The 19035-nt window shown below is 71.6% G+C and carries 12 protein-coding genes and 1 riboswitch; of the genes, 5 read left to right on the top strand and 7 right to left on the bottom strand.

What is annotated here, in order from left to right:
• Positions 1-179: 179 nt before the first annotated feature.
• The 5 genes from ACQKIP_RS18340 to ACQKIP_RS18320 all read right to left on the bottom strand — a co-directional run bounded on the left by ACQKIP_RS18340 (position 180) and on the right by ACQKIP_RS18320 (position 7399).
• Entirely contained in the window at positions 180-1166 is a 987-nt protein-coding gene (locus tag ACQKIP_RS18340; RefSeq protein WP_365862611.1) for a hypothetical protein, read from the bottom strand.
• 119 nt (positions 1167-1285) lie between these two features.
• Complete coding sequence (locus ACQKIP_RS18335; protein ID WP_365862613.1) at positions 1286-2239, bottom strand: hypothetical protein; 954 nt, start codon at positions 2237-2239, stop codon at positions 1286-1288.
• Between the two features lie 106 nt (positions 2240-2345).
• Positions 2346-3488 (bottom strand): VWA domain-containing protein, encoded by a 1143-nt coding sequence (locus ACQKIP_RS18330; RefSeq protein ID WP_365862614.1) that lies wholly within the window; start codon positions 3486-3488, stop codon positions 2346-2348.
• 86 nt (positions 3489-3574) lie between these two features.
• A complete protein-coding gene (locus tag ACQKIP_RS18325; protein ID WP_365862615.1) occupies positions 3575-6136 on the bottom strand; it encodes a DUF5682 family protein in 2562 nt (853 codons plus the stop codon).
• Positions 6137-6208: 72 nt separating this feature from the next.
• Entirely contained in the window at positions 6209-7399 is a 1191-nt protein-coding gene (locus ACQKIP_RS18320; protein WP_365862616.1) for an ATP-binding protein, read from the bottom strand.
• A gap of 155 nt (positions 7400-7554) precedes the next feature.
• Here ACQKIP_RS18320 and ACQKIP_RS18315 point away from each other — a divergent pair, with 155 nt between their 5' ends.
• Entirely contained in the window at positions 7555-8937 is a 1383-nt protein-coding gene (locus tag ACQKIP_RS18315) for an SWIM zinc finger family protein (RefSeq protein WP_365862618.1), read from the top strand.
• A 431-nt stretch (positions 8938-9368) separates the two neighbouring features.
• Positions 9369-11045 (top strand): DUF5691 domain-containing protein, encoded by a 1677-nt coding sequence (locus ACQKIP_RS18310; protein ID WP_365862620.1) that lies wholly within the window; start codon positions 9369-9371, stop codon positions 11043-11045.
• Between the two features lie 260 nt (positions 11046-11305).
• Here the strand turns inward: ACQKIP_RS18310 and ACQKIP_RS18305 are convergent, their stop codons facing one another.
• Positions 11306-11722, bottom strand: coding sequence for a cobalamin B12-binding domain-containing protein (locus ACQKIP_RS18305; RefSeq protein WP_361182230.1), 417 nt, complete (start codon positions 11720-11722; stop codon positions 11306-11308).
• 404 nt (positions 11723-12126) lie between these two features.
• Here ACQKIP_RS18305 and ACQKIP_RS18300 point away from each other — a divergent pair, with 404 nt between their 5' ends.
• Positions 12127-12981 (top strand): lipase family alpha/beta hydrolase, encoded by an 855-nt coding sequence (locus ACQKIP_RS18300; RefSeq protein ID WP_365862621.1) that lies wholly within the window; start codon positions 12127-12129, stop codon positions 12979-12981.
• A 206-nt stretch (positions 12982-13187) separates the two neighbouring features.
• A complete protein-coding gene (locus ACQKIP_RS18295; protein ID WP_365862623.1) occupies positions 13188-14846 on the top strand; it encodes a M23 family metallopeptidase in 1659 nt (552 codons plus the stop codon).
• 21 nt (positions 14847-14867) lie between these two features.
• On the opposite strand, the gene pcrA is transcribed toward ACQKIP_RS18295, so the two are convergent.
• The gene (gene pcrA / locus ACQKIP_RS18290; RefSeq protein WP_365862625.1) at positions 14868-17402 is read right to left on the bottom strand and encodes a DNA helicase PcrA; all 2535 of its coding nucleotides are present in this window, start codon (positions 17400-17402) and stop codon (positions 14868-14870) included.
• Positions 17403-17645: 243 nt separating this feature from the next.
• Positions 17646-17802, top strand: a riboswitch (cyclic di-AMP (ydaO/yuaA leader).
• Positions 17803-17810: 8 nt separating this feature from the next.
• On the opposite strand from pcrA, the gene ACQKIP_RS18285 reads away from it, so the two are divergent.
• Positions 17811-19035: NlpC/P60 family protein (locus ACQKIP_RS18285; RefSeq protein WP_427743452.1), on the top strand; the 1225-nt coding region annotated here is incomplete at its 3' end.

The raw sequence follows: 19035 nt of genomic DNA, 5'->3' as shown, positions 1-19035 counted from the left end.
ATGAACAACAGTCACCAGGGGTGTCAGGGACCGCCCGTTTGCTCCTGTTACGGCTGGTGAGGACGCTGCTCAGGGCTGGTGCAGCCGCTGCTCACGGCTGGTGGAGGCGCTGCTTACGGCTGGTGGAGGCGCAGGTCGTGCCGCCGCACGACCTGTGGCTCCCTCTGCCTCTTCAGACGTCAGCCGGCGTACGTCGGCAGGTAGCTCGGGGTGACCGAGTCGGCCACGCCGTGGACGCCCGTGACGGCGTTCCCGGCGAGGGACCGCGCGTCGGGGGCGACGGTGCCGGTCAGGTCCTGCGCGAAGGGCGAGACCTGACCGACGACACCACCGGCGAACGGTTGGACGTCACCCGTTACGCCGTACGCCAGCTCGTCCGCGCTGCCGCCGACTCCCCGCACGACGGGCCGCACCTGGTCGGTGACGGTCTCCACGAGCGGCGAGACCGAACCGACGACACCGCCCGCGAAGGGCGTCACGTCGTCCGCGACGACACTCTGCGCGAACGGCGGGACCTCGCCGACGACCCCGCCTGCGAACGGCGTCACGTCGCCGACCACACCCTGCGCCAGGTAGGAGACGTCCCCGACCGCCTGCCCGGCGACCGGCACGACCCCGTCGACGGCGGTGGCGGCGACGGGCGGCAGCACGGCTTCGGCGGTCTCGTCGGCGATGGGAGTGGCCCTCGCCTTGGTGTCGTCGAGGTCCGAGGCGAAGGCGGAGAGCGGCCCGAAGAGGTAGTCGACGGAGTCTTCGGGGGTGGTGACGTCTGCCGTGGTGATGTTCGGGGTGGTGATGTTCGGGGTGGTGATGTTCGGGGTGGCGACCTTGGAGGCCTTGGGGGCCTTGGGGGCGGGGGCCTTCGCTTCGGTGACGGTGGACTTCGCGCTGTCCCTGACGTCGGTGACGGTGGTCTTCGCGTCGGCCGCGGCGGACTTCGCCTTGCCCCGGACGTCGGTGACGTCGCCCTGGACGTCAGCGACATCGGCGGTGTCAGTGACGTCGGCGACGTCTCCCGTGACATCGGCGACCGCGTCGGACGTGTTGTCCGGCAGGGCGATGGAGTGCTGCGGCAGCTCGTCCGCACTGGCGGCGGCGGACCCGAGGGCCCAGGCTCCCGTGACACCGGCGGCTATGACGATGGAACGACGGATGTTCTTGTTCATGCGTGCTTCAGATCCTTCGGACTCTGGCTTTGAATCCGACCCGGATACGTCAGGGTCAGGGTCGGCGGGCAGACCTTTGCCACCCCCGCGCGGCAGGTCTTCGCGGGGAAAGGGCTGCCCTAGCCAGGGAATTCGGGAATGTCCCGGTGTCGCTCGCGGACCGTCGCGGAGACCTGCGCGGCCCCGGCACCGTGCAGCAGCCGCACCGGCGCACGGCTGCCGTAGGAGGCGGCACACGGATCGCCGTGCCGCGTCGAACTCCCGTCACCGGCCGACTGCCCGCCCAGCGTCCGCCCCGGATCGCCGGGCACGGACGGGAACGGGACGGGCCCGTGTCCGGTACGGCGCGCGTCGTCAGAGGAGCCGTCACCCAACGGCGCGCTGCCGCATGCCTGCTGACCGGCTGAGCACGTGATGCCGGTGCCGGTACCAACGCCCGTACCGGTGCCGTACGAGGACTCGGCCCGCGCCTCGTGCGTCCGCGCCGTCGCCTCACCCTGCCCGGCATGAGGGGCCCGGGCCTCGTCACCCGCGCCCGCCTCGTCACCGTCACCCGCACCATGGCCTGGGCCGGGGACGGGGCCGGGCTGCGGCAGGTCGGGCGTGCCGGGGATTCCGGGGACGCTGGGGACACCGGGCGTGCCCGGCAGGTCCGGCGCGTCGGGCAACACCCGCTGGGGCGCGCCCTCGACCACTCCGGTGACCCCGTCCACGACCGGCTCCACCACACCCCGCGCGGTCCGGGCCACGGGCTCGACGGCGTCGGCCGCAGGCTCGACCGCGGCCTCGCGCACGGCCTCACGACCGTCCCGCACGGCTTCACGACCGTCCCGCACGGGCTCGGCCACCCGCTCACGCACCGGCTGTGCCGAGCCTTCGGCCCCCGCAGCCCGCGCCGACTCCACGCGCTTCGGAGCCGGCACACCGTCCACCGCATGCGCACGCTCACCACAGAGGAACCCGAGCGCGAGCAACCCGGCGAGCAACAGCACCACTTGCAGCGCACGCCGCCCGGCCACGGCGCGCACCATGCGCACAGCGGCATCGGGCAGAGCGACGGCTGCGGGGGTCAAGACGAGGAGGTTCCTCTGCTGGGACGGTGCGACACGGAGCGCGACACTCCGGAAGTTGAGCCCGCTGATCCTCGCACGGGCCGCCCGCCCTCGCGCAAGCCCCCTGTTACCGATGCGTATTCATGTCCGGTATGGGAAGCGGGCGTTTTTCGATCGCCGCCGCCATCACCTCCGGGAAGAGGTCCGGGGTACAGGCGAAGGCGGGTGCGTCCAGCGCCGCGAGCGCCGCCGCGTGCTCCCGGTCGTACGCGGGCGTCCCCTCGTCGGAGAGCGCGAGCAGCGTCACGAACTGCACCCCGGACGCCTTCATCGCCGCGACCCGCTTCAGCATCTCGTCGCGTATGCCCCCTTCGTAGAGGTCGCTGATGAGCACGACGATGGTGTCGGCGGGCCGGGTGATCTGCGACTGGCAGTAGGCGAGCGCCCGGTTGATGTCGGTCCCGCCTCCGAGCTGTGTGCCGAACAGGACGTCAACCGGGTCGTCGAGCTGATCGGTGAGGTCGACGACGTTCGTGTCGAAGACGACGAGCCGCGTGTTGAGCGAGCGCATCGAACCGAGCACGGCGCCGAACACCGAGGCGTAGACGACCGACGCGGCCATCGAGCCCGACTGGTCGATGCAGAGGATGACCTCCTTCTTCACGGACTGCGACGCCCGCCCGTACCCCACGAGCCGCTCGGGCACGATCGTCCGGTACTCCGGCAGGTAGTTCTTGAGGTTGACCGCGATCGTGCGGTTCCAGTCGATGTCGTGGTGGCGCGGCCTGCTGACACGGGCGCTGCGGTCGAGCGCGCCGGTGAGGGTGGCGCGGGTGCGCGTGGCCAGCCGCTTCTCCAGGTCCTCGACGACCTTGCGCACGACGGCCCGCGCGGTCTCCTTGGTGGTCTCGGGCATGGCCTTGTTGAGGGAGAGCAGGGTACCCACCAGGTGCACGTCGGCCTCCACGGCCTCGAGCATCTCCGGCTCCAGGAGCAGCGTGGACAGCCCGAGGCGTTCTATCGCGTCACGCTGCATGACCTGCACGACGGTCGAGGGGAAGTACTTCCGGATGTCCCCGAGCCAGCGCGAAACGGACGGCGCGGACGCCCCGAGCCCCGCCGAACGGTCCCGCGACCGATCCTTCTTCCCTCCGTCCCCTCCCCCGTACAGGGCCCCGAGCGCCCCGTCCATCGCGGCATCCCGCCCGGCAAGCTCACACCCCGTCCCATCGGCCGCACCCCCACCGAGCACAAGCCGCCACCGCCGCATCCGCTCCCCCGCGGACCCAGCAGACCCCGCAGACCCCGCAGTCGCGCCCCCTGCCACTCCCCAGCCCACGTCACCCTCGCCCGGCGTCATCCGCCCACCCCCACAAGATCGTTACCGTCACCTCTGCCGTCGCTGGGCCCCGGCCCGGCCCCGATCCCGGAACCGGCCTCGCCCGCGACTCCGCCCCCGACTGCGATCTCACCCCCGAGCAACAGACTCAGCACCGGCAGAACGGCATCCGCGCGCCCGGCGTCGAGTTCCGGACCGAAGCCGGGTATCCCGCCCGCGAGAGCCGAGGAACCGCTCCCGGCCGCCGGCCCTCGCCTCACCAGCTCGCCCAGAGTCCTCCGCACTCCCGGTTCGTACGCCGAGAACGTGCGCCGCAGCAGAGGCAGCACGTCCGTGAACGCCCGGTCGGGGACGCCGCTCAACCAGTCGTCGACCAGGCCGAGCAGCCGCTCGTCATGCACGAGCAACATGCCGCCCCCGGATCCACCGCCCACGAACCCCTCGATCCAGGCGGCGGCCTCAGCCGGTTCGGTGCCCCGGGACAGGGCGAGCCCCATGAACCGGGCGGCCTCGCCCTCCGCCAACTCCCCGCCGTCCAGCAGAATCCGCACGCAGCGCCCGCGCACCACCCCGGCGATGCTGTCCCGCTCCCCCAGCACCCTCAGCACGGAGTACCACCGGCCCCGCATACCGGCACCCACCGGGGACGCCGCCCCCGAACGATCCGTCGCCCCATCCTCCGCAGACGCGCCCGCAGCCACCGCCGCACCCGCACCCTCAGCTGAAGGCAGTGCAGCAGCCGAAGCCGCATCCGCAGGCCCCGCCCCGCCCAACTCCCCCAGCAGACCCACCGCCTGGTGGACCGCGTCCACATGCCCCCGCATCGCAAGGGCCGCGTCCTGGTCGAGCCCCGCGCACGCCGGTGGCAGCCCGACGAACACCCGCTCGGCAAGCCCCACGGCCACCTCACCGAGCGCGGCCGTATCGGTGCCCCGCACGTCCCCGTACCGAAGGGACCGCACCAGCGCGGGCAGCGCCTGCGCCAGATGCCCGACGTCCGCATCCAGCGCCGCCCGGTCCGCCAGGACCCGCATCACCACCGGCAACGCGTCCGGCAACTCGGCCAGCAGGCACCGCTCGGCCAGCGCCGTGACATCGGCAAGCGCACCGGCACCGATGGCATCGGACTGTGCCCGGGCGGTGGCCGCCGCCACCACGGTCGTCCCCCACACGCCCGCCTCCGCCACCCGCACGGAAAGCTCCGGCTCCCACCGCAGCCGCCACGTCTCGCGGAACGTACCGGTGCTCCCCCGCGACACGGCCGGCTCGCCCCAGCCGATCCCGAGCAGCCGGAGCCGGTGCAGCAGCCGGCTGCGCGCCGCATCCGTCTCCTTGCGCAGGTCGAGCTCCAACTCCCGCTCCAGAGCTTCGGGCTTGAGCCGCAGCTTCCGCTGGATCCGCGTGAGATCGCGCTGCAACGGCACCGCAGGGGCGGAGTCCGGCACCTCCCCGAGAACATCCCCGACGACGAGCTTGTCGTGCACGAGGGAGAGCGGTACGTCGGAGCCCTCGCACATCACCGCCCTGATCGCGTCGGTGGTCTCGGTCAGCCCCGGCAGCGGACGCCCCCGCATCGCGGCGAGCGTGTCCGCGAGCCGTACCGCCTCGATGACATGCGCGGACGACACGAGCCTGTCCTCGTCCCGGAGGAGTCGCGCGACCTTGGTCAGCCAGCGCTCGACGGGACGGTCCGGCGCGCTGAACAGATGCCCGTACCAGCCGGGGGACGCGATCCCCGCTCCGTACCCGCTCGCCCGCGAAAGGCGGCGGTGCGTCCAGGGCACCCAGGTCATGTCGACCTTCACCTTGGGCAGCCCCTTGAGCAGCGCCCGGTCGGCCGCCACGGTCACCTTCTGCCGCAGCGCCGGCACATGCCATGCCCCGCACACGACCGCGACGTCGTCAGCCCCGAACTCCCGCTGGGCCGCCCGCACCTGGATCCGCATGTACGCCTCGCGCACCAGGTCACGGTCGTGCCCGCCCGTCCCGTACTCCTCCCGCAGCATCCCCATGGCCTCGCCGAGGGCGTCGAACGGCGCGAACACGTCACCGCCCCCGCCCCGGTGCTCGACGACGTCCTCCCACCACCGCTCGGGGTCGTCGTACCCGGCGGTCTCCGCGAGCACCGCGAGGGGATCGATCCGCACCGCGTCGGCGTCCCCCGGAGCCCCGGGCTCACCCGGCTCCCCCTCCACGGCGTCCTCTGCCTCCGCCTGTGTCTCTCCCTGCGCCAGCGAATGCGCCGCCGGAAGGTCCATGAACCGCACCGGGACCCCGGCGTCCACGGCCCACCTGATGGCGACCCACTCCGGCGAGAAGTCGGCCAGCGGCCAGAACGCCGACCTGCCCGGTTCGTCCACCACATGCGCGAGCAGCGCGACCGGCGGCCGCATCGCCTCGTCCGCCGCGAGACCCACCAGCGCGTCGGCCTCCGGCGGTCCCTCGATCAGCACGACGCGCGGCAGGCCTGCCTCAAGCGCGGCCCGTACCGCACGCGCCGACCCCGGCCCGTGGTGCCGCACACCGAGCAGCAGCGGCCCCTCGCCAGCCCGAGTCGTCCCCCGTACCTCGTCGCCCATGTCCGCCCCTCCCGCGCTCACACGAACCAGCCATCGTCACTCCCGCACCCGCACCCGTCACGCCCGCCTCCGTCACGCGCTCACCTCACGGCACGCGCGGTAGAAGTCCTTCCAGCCGTCCCGCTCACGGACCACCGCCTCCAGGTACTCCTGCCAGATCACGCGGTCCGTCGCCGGGTCACGGACGACGGCGCCGAGGATGCCCGCGGCGACATCCCCCGGCCGCAGCACGCCGTCCCCGAAGTGGGTGGCCAGAGCGAGGCCGTTGGTCACCACGGAGATCGCCTCGGCCGTCGAGAGCGTGCCGCTGGGCGACTTGACCTTCGTACGGCCGTCGGCCGTGACTCCGTCCCGCAGCTCGCGGAAGACGGTGACGACGCGGCGTATCTCGTCGATCCCCTCTGGCCCTGCGGGCAGATCGAGCGAGCGCCCGATCTGGTCCACGCGGCGCGAGACGATGTCGACCTCGGCGTCGGCGCTCTCCGGCAGCGGCAGCACCACCGTGTTGAAGCGGCGGCGCAGCGCGCTCGACAGGTCATTGACCCCGCGGTCGCGGTTGTTGGCCGTGGCGATCAGGTTGAAGCCGCGGACCGCCTGCACCTCCTGGCCCAACTCTGGTATGGGCAGGGTCTTTTCCGACAGGATCGTGATCAGTGTGTCCTGCACGTCGGCGGGGATGCGGGTCAGCTCCTCGACCCGTGCCGTCATGCCGTCGGCCATGGCCCGCATGACGGGGCTGGGCACGAGCGCGTCGCGGCTGGGTCCGTGCGCGAGCAGCTGCGCGTAGTTCCAGCCGTACCGGATGGCCTCCTCCGGCGTCCCTGCCGTGCCCTGCACGAGCAGCGTCGAGTCTCCGCTGACGGCGGCCGCCAGATGCTCGGACACCCAGGTCTTCGCGGTGCCCGGCACGCCGAGCAGGAGCAGGGCGCGGTCCGTGGCGAGGGTAGTGACGGCGACCTCGACGATGCGGCGCGGGCCCACGTACTTCGGCGAGATCACCGTCCCGTCGGGCAGCGTTCCGCCGAGCAGATAGGTCGCGACCGCCCATGGCGAGAGCCGCCAGCGGGCAGGCCGGGGCCGGTCGTCCTGTGCGGCGAGCGCGGCCAGTTCGGCGGCGAAAGCGTGCTCGGCGTGCGGTCGCAGCGCCTCCGCCTCACCCGCGGGAACCGACGCGGACAAGGGTGCGGATACGGGTGTGGATGTGGATTCGGGCGCGGGCTGGTTCTCGGTCGTCGAGGTCGTCGAGTCGACGGACACGGTCATGGAGCGATCCCCCTCCAACTCGTCCGAGCGCATCTGGCCCGGATGTGATTCCAACCGTGCACCACGCCACTGACAATCGACCTTCGCACGCCGCTGAACTGCGAAGACTTCGAGCGCGGGGCCGATTGTCAGTGGCGGGATCTACCTTCGATTACATGACTCAGCAGGGGGTGCGCTGGACGGCGGATCAGGTCCTTGCATTGGCACCTGACGCCCCGTCACGCAAGGCGGGAAGCAAACTCGGCGTCGCCGGCCCATGGTCGGAGGCGGGCAGTTCGGGCGAGGGGACGGTGTGGGGCCTGTGCAAGGGAAGTGGCAGCAAGCCGTATCAGACGGTCGTCGACATAGCGGACATCGCCGGCGCCGCGGGACCGGCGTACAAATGCAGTTGCCCGAGCCGCAAGTTCCCGTGCAAGCACGCGCTCGGACTGCTGCTGCTCTGGGCGGGCGAGGACGGGACGGTCGGTGCGGTGCCGGACGGGCAGCCGCCGGCCTGGGCACAGGAGTGGCTGACGGGGCGTCGCAAAAGAGCGGAGACGAAGCGGAGTCCGGACGCGGCGCCCGGTTCGCCGCCCGCTGATCCCGAAGCCGCGCGCCGCAGGGCACAGCGGCGGGCCGAGCGGGTCACGGCGGGGGTGACGGAGCTGGAGCAGCGCCTCTCCGACCTGCTGCGCGGCGGCATGGCCTCCGCCGAGCAGACGGGGTACGGGCTGTGGGAAGAGACGGCGGCCCGCATGGTCGACGCGCAGGCGCCCGGCCTTGCGGCGAGAGTGCGGGAGTTGGGGGCGATTCCCTCCTCCGGGCCGGGCTGGCCGGTGCGGATGCTGGAGGAGTGCGCGCTCCTCCACCTCCTCGACCAGGGCTGGCTGCGCCGCGAGCAGCTGCCGGAGGCCCTGGCGGCCACGGTCCGCTCCCGCGTAGGCCTGCCCGCGTCGGCGGCGGGCGGGCCGGTGCGGGACCACTGGCTGGTGCTCGCGCAGTACGACACGGCGGACAGCAAGCTCACCACCCGCCGGATATGGCTGTACGGCGCGGAGTCGAGGCGGACGGCCCTGCTCCTGTCGTACGGGGCCGCGGGCCGCGCACCCGCGCTCGCGCTGCCGGTCGGCCTCGCGCTGGACGCCGAGCTGACCGCGTATCCGGGCGCCGGGCAGCTGCGGGCCGATCTGGGCGAGCAGTTCGGTGCTCCGGCACCGACGACGGCCCGTCCGCCGGGCGTACGAACGGAACAGGCCACGCATCTCTACGGCAAGGTACTGCGGGAGGACCCCTGGCTGGATTACTGGCCGGTGACCCTGGGCGAGGTGATACCGACCCCGCTCCAGGGCCCCGCGTCGGACGGCTGGCAACTGGCGGATGCGGAAGGCGGTATGGCCCTGCCCATCACCCCTTCCGCGGCGGCTCGAGCGGGCCTGTGGCGGCTGGTGTCACTCTCCGGAGGCGCTCCCGTGACGGTCTTCGGTGAGTGTGGCCACGAGGGCTTCACCCCTCTGACGGCCTGGCCGCGCGGAGTGGGAGAGGCGGTGCCCCTGTGCTGAGCACCACGCCTCACCGCCGTCGCACCGCCACTGCCCTGTGGTCACCGATGTGCGCTCGGAGAGCTCTGGCGCGTATGCGCGGAGCCTGGTCCGCACAGCGCGGCGCAGGGCCGGGCGAAGCACCGCGACAGCACCAGCACCACAGCACCCGCTGACGGCACCACAAGTGCACCGCGACGTTCTCCGGCAGATCCAGGACGGCAGATCCACACGAAAGACCGAGAGGCCCGCCCGAGGACCGGGTCCCGGCGAAGGACCGGGCCCCACCGAGGAACCGGGATCCACCGGAGAACCGGCGCCCACCGGAGCACCGGGACCGACCGGAGAACCGGGATCGACCGGAAGACCGGGATCACCCGTGAGCCCGAATCCGTCCGAGAACCGGGAGGTTCGCCCGCGAACCGGGAGATCCGCCCGAGAGAGGAGTCCACATGACCGGCACCACCGCACTCACCGAAGCGACCGTCACCCCCTGGGAAGACCTGGTCACCGCCGCGCTCCTCGGCACCGACCGCCGCACACCCCCCGTACGGACCGGGGACAAGGACGCACCGACCGCCCTGCTGGACGCGGCAGCCGTGCAGACCCTGCGGCGCAGAGCCGGACTTCGCCCCGCGACCGCCGCCACGCCTCCCGAGCCCGCCGCGGACGACCCCAGGCCCCCGGTGCCGCCCACGGCCCGGCGCAGGCTCGCCACCCTGCTCACCGATCACCCCGGCGCGGGCAGCGGAGGACGCCGGGGCGCGGTGCCCGACCTGATGGAATTGCTTCCCCAGTGGCTGGCGCTGGCCAACGACCGCGGCTTCGCGGCCCCGCCCGAACTGCTCCCGGCCCTGCTGAACGCGGCCCGTGGACGCACCGACCTCCGGCCGCAGGCCCTCGCCTTCGCAGGACCGCGGGCCCTGTGGCTCGCGCGGCTCAACCCGGACTGGAAGTTCGCGCTCCGCTCCGCTCCGGGCGGCGGGGTCGCGTTGCCGGCCCCGGAGGAGAAGGCACAGGTCAAACAGCTCTGGGAGGAGGGCCTCTTCGCCGAACGCGTCGCGCTGCTCGGCGCGGTGCGGGCCCATGACCCGGCGGCGGCGCGGGATCTGCTCGCCGCCACCTGGAGCACGGAGCGGGCCGAGGACCGTCTGATGTTCCTCGACTCCCTGCGCACGCAACTGTGCGACTCGGACGAGCCGTTCCTGGAGCAGGCCCTCACCGACCGCAGCCGTAACGTCCGCGCCACGGCGGCCGAGCTCCTCTCCGCGCTCCCCGCGTCGGCCCTCGCCGCCCGGATGGCCGACCGCGCGGCTTCCTGCGTGGCCATAGACCATGCGCAGGGCACGAAGAGCCTGCCGACGCTCACGGTCGAGGCGCCGCACGAGTGCGACGCCGGCATGGAGCGCGACGGCGTCATCACGAAACCGCCCGCCGGGCGCGGCGCACGGTCCTGGTGGCTGGGCCAGCTGGTGGAGGCCGCTCCGCTCGGCACCTGGCCGGAGCGGCTCGGCGGCCGGACACCCGCCGAGATCGTGGCGCTGCCCGTGGCCGACGACTGGCAGAGCGAGTTGCACGCGGCGTGGTGCCGCGCGGCCGTGCGGCAGCGTGACGCGGTCTGGTCCCGTGCGCTGCTCGGGCCCCCCGCCTCTCCTGATGCGGCGGGTCCGGGCGCGGCGTCGCTCGCCGAGCGCGCGAAGCTCCTCGCCGCGCTGCCGGCCGTGGAGCGGGCCGACTGGGTCGCGGGGTTCATCGCGACGCACGGCCTCTCGGAGGCGTTCCAGCTGCTCGGCGTGTGCGCGCTGCCCTGGTCGGAGCCGCTGGGCCGGGCCGTGGTCGACGCCCTGAACATCGCGCGGGACGCCGGGAGTTACCCCTGGAGCTTCAGTGGGGTGATGGGCCTCGCCGAGCGCTGCCTGGACCCGGCGGAGGCGGTACGTCTCGATGTGCTGACGGCGATACCGGACGAACCGGAGGACGCGTCGCCGGGCGCGGGCGGGTACTGGTCGGAGGCGTTCCAGCGCCTGGTCAGTACGTTGCGTCTGCGCGCGGCGATGCGGGCGGAGCTGGGCGCGGGGCCGGGGCGACCGGGCTTGGCGCCGGAAGACCGGGAGGTGCCGTCATCTTAGGCAACTCAGGCAAGCCCACCGAGGAGCAGAGGCGCCCGGCCGCGCCCGCCGACGGCCCCGCCTTCGCCCCCTCCGCGAGGCGTAGGCAGCCCCCATCCCTCACCCCGGCTCAAGGCTCGGAGCAGCGGAAGCCGGACGGCGTCACGCCTGAGCCGGGACGGCCGGACACCACCGCCCCGGAGCGGGGAACGCCGGCAAGGCCCGACGCCTGTGCCCCGGAGCCCGGGAGGCCGGACGACCCCGCCGCGAGGGGGTGGCTGTCAGGCGCCCGCGGGCTGACGGACGTTCGCCCGTACCCAGTCCACGATCGATGCCGTCGTCGCACCGGGAGTGAAGATCTCCGCGACGCCCTTCTCCTTGAGCGGCGGGATGTCCGCCTCGGGGATGATGCCGCCGCCGAAGACCTTGATGTCCTCCGCGTCACGCTCCTTGAGGAGCTCGATCACCCGCGCGAACAGCGTGTTGTGCGCACCGGAGAGGATGGACAGACCGATCGCGTCGGCGTCCTCCTGGATCGCGGTGTCCACCACCTGCTCGGGCGTCTGATGCAGGCCGGTGTAGATGACCTCCATACCCGCGTCACGCAGTGCCCTAGCGATCACCTTGGCCCCGCGATCATGACCGTCGAGACCCGGCTTGGCCACCACCACGCGGATCGGACCGGCTGCCACACCCATCACTGCCTCCATGTACCGATATCCATCTGTCCGAGCACTGGCATCCCGTGCCGCACCGGCCGGGGAAGTGAACGAACGTTATCTCCAGCATCTCGCACCCGGCAGTTTCACGGTGTGGAGCGAGGGGGAAATCACACGATGGGACACGTTCGCTGCGCGCCACTCCCGTATCCAGCGGTCCACGGACCGCCCCCGGGACGGCGCAAGGGGAGCCGCAACGAGGTCGCCGTGCCACCGCGCCGTCCGCTGCGCGCCGTGGTGACGCGGCACATCGGCGATCGCGCCGGTATGCAGGGCGCCACCGGCGCTGACCACGCACCGCCGTACGGCCTCTGCCACGCCTCCCCGCTACGGGCACACGGGGGACAGAGCCGTCCTCTCGCGTGCCGACCGGGAGGTCGACCATGACCATCACGAGGGTCCTGCCCTTTCGTCCGCCGTGCCTGCTCTCGCCCGCCAGACTGGCGGGGCTCTCCATGGCTCTGCTGAAAGCGACCGCACTCGAGGTGGCGATCCTCGCCGGCCACCTCCTTCTTTACCCGTCGGGCATCGTCCAGGAACGCCGGATCGCCGCCGAACTGCCGCCGCCCGACGCCCCCCGGCTCCCCGCGGAGAGCCGCCCGCCGGTCGTCCTGCTGCACGGCTTCATCGACAACCGCTCGGTCTTCGTCCTGCTGCGCCGCTCCCTGGCCCAGCACGGCGGCCAGCACGTGGAGTCCCTGAACTACTCCCCTCTCACGTGCGACATCCGCACTGCCGCCGAGTTGCTCGGCCGCCACATAGAGGAGATCTGCGAGCGCACGGGCCATCACCAGGTCGACATCGTCGGACACAGCCTCGGCGGCCTGATAGCCCGCTACTACGCGCAGCGCCTGGGCGGCGACGCACGCGTGCGCACGCTGGTCACCCTCGGTACCCCACATGAGGGAACGCGGGTCGTGCCGCTGGCCGACGCGCACCCCATCGTGCGCCAGATGCGCCCCGGCTCGGACGTGATCGAGGAGCTGCGCGAGCCCGCGCCGGACTGCAGGACGCGTTTCGTGAGCTTCTGGAGCGACCTGGACCAGCTGATGGCTCCCCTCGAAACGGCCTGCGTCAACCATCCCGACCTGATCGCGCAGAACGTACGTGTCTCCGGTATCGGTCATCTCGCCCTGCCGGTGCACCCCGCGGTCGCCGCCGGAATCCGCCAGGCCCTCGACCTGCCTGCCCCGGGGACCCCCGCGACGGGTGCCGAGAACGGACTGACGGTGGCCTGAGGGGCAGTTCCGCACCTCGCGGAGCAGCGAATTTGTCGAACGGACTTCGAACGCAGGGCCAAAGCTGTGCCCGCAGTCCGCCGAAAGACGGCCGAATGCCCGTTTCCTGAGAGCGTGAAACCTGACGAAGATTGTCGCGCCCGCATACCGCCGGGTACAGTCGCCGCACTGCTCTGCCCCCTGCTGCCGAGGCGAAAGAGAAGTTGGTGAACGACCGTCACCCGTCGGGGAGCTCGACACCCCCGGCCTCGGCACCCGCCGACTATGCGCCCTACGCGGCGTATGACCAGCAGAGCACCCCGCAGGGCGCCTATGCCGGATACGACGGCTTCTCCACCGGAAGCTTCGACACCACGGGCAGCTATGCGACGGCCGGTCCCGACACCGGGAGCTTCGCGTCCGACCCGCTCTTCGGCGACATGCCCGGCAGCTCGTACGACACCGGCCAGTGGGCCACGACGGGCACGCAGCAGACGCTGAACTACGACCCGTACGCCGCGCAGCACCGGGCCGCGTACGACACGGGCGGGTACGAGACCGGCAGCTACGACACCACGGCGATGTGGTCCACCGGCGGCTACCAGCACCTCTCCGCCGACATCCCGGCCCAGTCCGGCCCCGACACCAGCGGCCAGTGGGACGCCACCGCCTGGAACCAGCCGCAGCAGACCGGCCAGTGGGAGACGCAGGCCTTCGACACCGGCGCGTACGACGCGACCGCGTGGAACTCCGGCGGCCAGGACATGACGTACGGGGCCGGTGCCACCGGGACGCATGAGGCGTTCGGCACCCCCGAGACGCTCGATGCTCTCGGGACGCACGACTCACTCGGTACGCAGGACGCACTCGGGACGTACGAAGCCGGGGACACGCCCGGAGCGCCGGACACGTACGAGGCTGCTGAAACGTACGAGCATTCGCCCTACGACACCGGGTCCTACGCAACCGAGCCCTACCCCGCCGGGGAGCACTCCCCCGAGGCCTACGCCCAACCGGTTCCCGCCGAGCACGAGTTCACGCCCGACGAGGCTCCCGCCGATTCGCTCGGCCCGGTCGAGCCGAGCCTGGTCGGCCTTGCCGGTGACGACGGGCCGCCGGTCACGGACCGCTCGCACGGCACCCGCTCGCGGGCCCGCCGCCGCTCGCCCGCCAAGCGCTCCGCGCTCTTCACCGTCGCCGTGCCGTCCGCCTGCGTGATGGGCGTCGCGGGTATCGCCGCCGCTTCCGTGGGTGACTTCGGCGGCGGCGGCGAGAAGGAGGCGCAGGCGGCTTCCGCTCCGGACCCCGCGTCCGTGCAGCCCTCCGCCGCCAACAACAAGCTCGACACGCAGCTGGCCAACCTCTCCGCGGACGCCGGTGACTTCGCCGACCGCGCGAGCCGCACCCAGGAGCGCATCGACCTCAAGGCGGAGAAGGTCGCCGCCGAGAAGAAGGCCGCCGAGGAAGCCGCGCGCAAGGAGCGCCTGCGCCCCAAGTTCGCGCTGCCGGTCAAGCAGCACGGCCTGAGCGCGTACTACGGCCAGGCCGGCATCAACTGGATGTCCGCGCACTCCGGAATCGACTTCCCGGTGTCGTACGGCACCGAGGTGCTCGCCGCCACCGACGGCACCGTCTCCACGAAGTGGAACAGCGCCTACGGCAACATGGCGATCGTGACCGCCAAGGACGGCACGGAGACGTGGTACTGCCACCTCTCCACGCACAAGGTTTCCAGCGGCCCGGTCAAGGCCGGCGACCCCATCGCGTTCTCCGGGAACTCCGGCAACTCCACGGGTCCGCACCTGCACTTCGAGGTGCGTCCCGGCGGCGGCTCGGCGATCGACCCGCTGCCGTGGCTGCGCAGCCACGGCCTCGACCCGACGTAACTCCGGCCGCCGCCGCGCGCGTTACAGCTTCTCCACCGGCGCGTACCGCAGCAGCAGCCGCTTCGGCTTCGGCTCTCCGAAGTCCACCGTCGCCTCGGCGTTCGCGCCCGTGCCCTTCACCCCGACCACGGTCCCGAGGCCGAACTGGTCGTGCGTGACCCGGTCCCCCACCGACAGTGCGACCACCGGCTTCTCCGTGGCGCGGCGCGTGGCGAAGCCCTGCGCGCCCCCGGTGCGCGAGCGCGACGACGACAAGGAGGAGGCGATTCCCGCTGCGGGCCCCGAGGATGCCGGTGCGCCGACGGAACCCGTCCGCTTCCAGTCCAGGTGCGCCTCCGGGATCTCCTCCAGGAACCGCGAGGGCGGGTTGTACGAAGGCTGTCCCCAGGCGCTGCGCATCGAGGACCGCGTCAGGTAGAGCCGCTCCCGCGCGCGCGTGATGCCCACGTACGCAAGGCGGCGCTCTTCCTCGAGCTCCTTGACCTGGCCGAGGGAGCGCATGTGCGGGAAGACGCCGTCCTCCATGCCGGTCAGGAAGACGACCGGGAACTCCAGGCCCTTGGCGGTGTGCAGCGTCATCAGTGTGATGACCCCGGAGCCGTCGTCCTCCTCGTCGGGGATCTGGTCCGAGTCGGCGACGAGCGCGACCCGCTCCAGGAACTCGGAGAGCGTGCCCGAAGCACCGGTGCCCGCGCCCGCGTCCTCTGCGCCCTCGGTCTCCCCTCCGCCTTCGCCGCTCTCACCGGCTGCACCGGCCTCGCCGCCCGCACCGCTGTCCTGTTCGAACTCCAGGGCCACGGCGGCGAGTTCCTGGAGGTTCTCGATGCGCGTCTCGTCCTGCGGGTCGGTCGAGGCCTGGAGCTCGGCGAGATACCCGGTCCGTTCGAGCACGGCCTCCAGGACGACGGCAGGGCCCGCGCCGGACTCGACGATGGTCCGCAGCTCCTCCATCAGCGTGTTGAAACGCTTGACGGCGTTCGCCGAGCGGGCCGCCATCCCGTACGCCTCGTCGACGCGCTTCAGCGCCTGCGGGAAGGAGATCTTCTCGCGCTGCGAGAGCGCGTCGATCATCGCCTCGGCGCGGTCGCCGATGCCCCTCTTGGGTACGTTGAGAATGCGCCGCAGCGGGACGGAGTCCTCCGGGTTGGCGAGCACGCGCAGATACGCGAGGACGTCCCGGACTTCCTTGCGCTCGTAGAAGCGCACGCCACCGACGACCTTGTAGGGCAGGCCGACGCGGATGAAGATCTCTTCGAAGACACGGGACTGCGCGTTCGTCCGGTAGAAGATCGCGACGTCACCGGCCTTCGCGTCGCCCGCGTCGGTGAGCCGGTCGATCTCGTCGGCGACGAACTGCGCCTCGTCGTGTTCGGTGTCGGCGACATAGCCGATGATGCCCGCACCCGCGCCCGCGTTGGTCCACAGGTTCTTGGGGCGGCGGCTTTCGTTGCGCTCGATGACGGCGTTGGCGGCGGTCAGGATCGTCTGCGTGGAGCGGTAGTTCTGCTCCAGGAGGATCGTCGTCGCGTCCGGGTAGTCCTCCTCGAACTGGAGGATGTTGCGGATGGTGGCGCCGCGGAAGGCGTAGATCGACTGGTCGGCGTCACCCACGACACACAACTCGGCCGGGTCGTCCCCCTCTCCCCCGGAAGGACCGACCAACTCTCGCACCAGGGCGTACTGGGCGTGGTTGGTGTCCTGGTACTCGTCGACCATCACGTGCCGGAAGCGGCGGCGGTAGTGCTCGGCGACGTCCGGGAACGCGCGGAACATGTGGACCGTCGTCATGATCAGGTCGTCGAAGTCGAGGGCGTTCGCCTCGCGCAGCCGCGACTGGTACATCGCGTATGCCTGGGCAAGCGTCTTCTCGAAGCCGTCGGCGGCCTGACCTGCGAAGGTCTCCTCGTCGATCAGCTCGTTCTTCAAGTTCGAGATCTTGGCGCTGAAGGACTTCGGCGGGAACTTCTTCGGGTCGATGTCCAGGTCACGGCAGACCAGTGCCATCAGGCGCTTGGAGTCCGCGGCGTCGTAGATCGAGAAGGAGGACGTGAAGCCGAGCTTCTTCGACTCGCGGCGCAGGATGCGGACGCACGCGCTGTGGAAGGTCGACACCCACATCGCGTTGGCCCGCGGGCCGACGAGCTGCTCGACGCGCTCCTTCATCTCGCCGGCGGCCTTGTTCGTGAACGTGATCGCCAGGATCTGGCCCGGGTGCACGTGCCGCTCGGCCAGGAGGTGCGCGATGCGGTGCGTGAGGACCCGGGTCTTGCCGGAGCCCGCGCCCGCGACGATGAGCAGCGGGGAGTCCGCGTGCACGACGGCCGCGCGCTGGTTCTCGTTGAGACCGTCGAGGAGGGCCGCCGGGTCGATCACGGGGCGCGGGGCGCCGCCGCGGTAGTGCGCGTCGCGCGGTGCGGGCGCGTCGAACTTCCCGTCGAACAGATCATCCGGAATGGATTCCGGAGCGCTGTCCTCGGGCGGTGGCGGGGGCTCTTCCTCCGAAGCCCGCGAGGGCTTGAGGTCCGCCAGGAAGCTGTCATCAAAGAGGCTGCTCATCGCCTCCCGAGTCTAGGCGGCCCCACTGACAACCCGCCCCGGGTTCCGGCCACGTCACTCAGCCTACGCCCTGCCCGCGGACGATTACTCTCCGCTTAGGCGCGACGTGCCCGCGTCAAGAGCTTCGTAAAGTAACGAAAATGTATCGGGCATATCGAACATCAACCTTCACACGGACCACACGAGTTGGCTAGCGTGCTGCGCGGGCTGCTCGTACTCCCACCGGCGAACCCCGCCGGTAACGTGTGGCCTCCGCCGAGTTCGATCTCCTCGGAGCCGGGGACCCACGATGAACTTGGGGTGAATCGGTCCCGTACGCAGTACGGGACTGTAGGGCAACCTTCCGGAACCACCCGCCCGAACCCGACAGCTAACCCGGTAGGCGGTCTACGGAAGGAGTCGCCTCCCTTGGCGTCGCACCGCAAGCCGCGGACCCGCATTGCCGCCCTACGCGCCACTCCCGCCCTCGGCATCACGACGGCGGCCCTCACCTCCGTGGCCCTGCTGTCACAGAGCGCGCAGGCGGCACCGTCCGCACCGCAGAAGCCCAGCCTCGAAGAGGTCCAGAAGAAGGTGGACGACCTCTACCACCAGGCGGGCGTGGCCACACAGAAGTACAACTCGGCCAAGGAGCGCACCGACAAGCAGCGCAAGAAGGTCGACACCCTGCTCGACGACGTGGCCGAGCGCACCGACAAGCTGAACGAGGCCCGCCAGGAGCTGGGCTCGTTCGCCGCTGCGCAGTACCGCACCGGCGCCGTCTCCGAGACCGCCACGATGATGCTGGCCGACGACCCGCAGGGGTACTTCGACCAGAACCATCTGTCGGACCGGCTGACCGCGCGCCAGAAGAAGGCGGTCGACGACTACCAGACGAAGCAGGCCGCCGCGACGAAGCAGCGCACGAAGGCCGCCAAGAGCCTTCAGACGCTGAGCGACTCGCGGGACGACCTCAAGACGAGCAAGCAGGACGTCCAGGAGAAGCTGGGCAAGGCGCGCACGCTGCTCTCGGAGCTGACGGCCGAGGAGAAGGCGCGGCTCGCGGCGATCGAGAAGAAGAAGGAAGAGGCGGCCAAGCGCAAGGCCGCCGAGCTGGCCCGCAAGCAGGAGGCCGAGGCGGAGGCCAAGCGCAAGGCGGCTGAAGAGGCCGCCGCCAAGGAGCGCGAGAAGAACAAGGAGACCCCCGACTCGGGCTCCGGTTCCGACACCGGCTCCGGCTCCGGCACGGGCTCCGGCGGCACGGACGGCGCTTACGCGACGAAGGCCGCGAAGGTCATCAACTTCGCGGAGGCCCAGATCGGCAAGCCGTACGTGTGGGGTGCCACCGGCCCCGACTCGTACGACTGCTCCGGGCTCACCCAGGACGCGTGGAAGGCCGCGGGGATCTCCCTGCCGCGTACGACGTGGGACCAGGTGAAGGTCGGCACGACCGTGAAGACGGCCGACGCCAAGCCTGGTGACCTGGTCTTCTTCTACGACGACATCAGCCACGTCGGGATCTACATCGGCGACGGCAAGATGATCCACGCCCCGAAGCCGGGTGCGAACGTCCGCACCGAGTCGATCTACTACATGCCGATCCACAGCGTGGTGCGGCCCGCGGAACCGTCACGATCGTCGCTCACGGAAAACG

The sequence above is a fragment of the Streptomyces sp. NPDC059900 genome (assembly GCF_050270335.1).
GTDB lineage: Bacteria > Actinomycetota > Actinomycetes > Streptomycetales > Streptomycetaceae > Streptomyces.
Note: the sequence above shows the minus strand (reverse complement) of the source record. Positions and strands in the feature narration are given on the sequence as shown.

Coding starts and splice junctions, on each gene's coding strand:
- ACQKIP_RS18340 (WP_365862611.1), bottom strand. CDS start 1,166: ATGAACAAGAACATCCGTCGTTCCATCGTCATAGCCGCCGGTGTCACG.
- ACQKIP_RS18330 (WP_365862614.1), bottom strand. CDS start 3,488: ATGCGGCGGTGGCGGCTTGTGCTCGGTGGGGGTGCGGCCGATGGGACG.
- pcrA (WP_365862625.1), bottom strand. CDS start 17,402: ATGAGCAGCCTCTTTGATGACAGCTTCCTGGCGGACCTCAAGCCCTCG.
- ACQKIP_RS18315 (WP_365862618.1), top strand. CDS start 7,555: ATGACTCAGCAGGGGGTGCGCTGGACGGCGGATCAGGTCCTTGCATTG.
- ACQKIP_RS18305 (WP_361182230.1), bottom strand. CDS start 11,722: ATGGGTGTGGCAGCCGGTCCGATCCGCGTGGTGGTGGCCAAGCCGGGT.
- ACQKIP_RS18300 (WP_365862621.1), top strand. CDS start 12,127: ATGACCATCACGAGGGTCCTGCCCTTTCGTCCGCCGTGCCTGCTCTCG.
- ACQKIP_RS18320 (WP_365862616.1), bottom strand. CDS start 7,399: ATGACCGTGTCCGTCGACTCGACGACCTCGACGACCGAGAACCAGCCC.
- ACQKIP_RS18310 (WP_365862620.1), top strand. CDS start 9,369: ATGACCGGCACCACCGCACTCACCGAAGCGACCGTCACCCCCTGGGAA.
- ACQKIP_RS18325 (WP_365862615.1), bottom strand. CDS start 6,136: ATGGGCGACGAGGTACGGGGGACGACTCGGGCTGGCGAGGGGCCGCTG.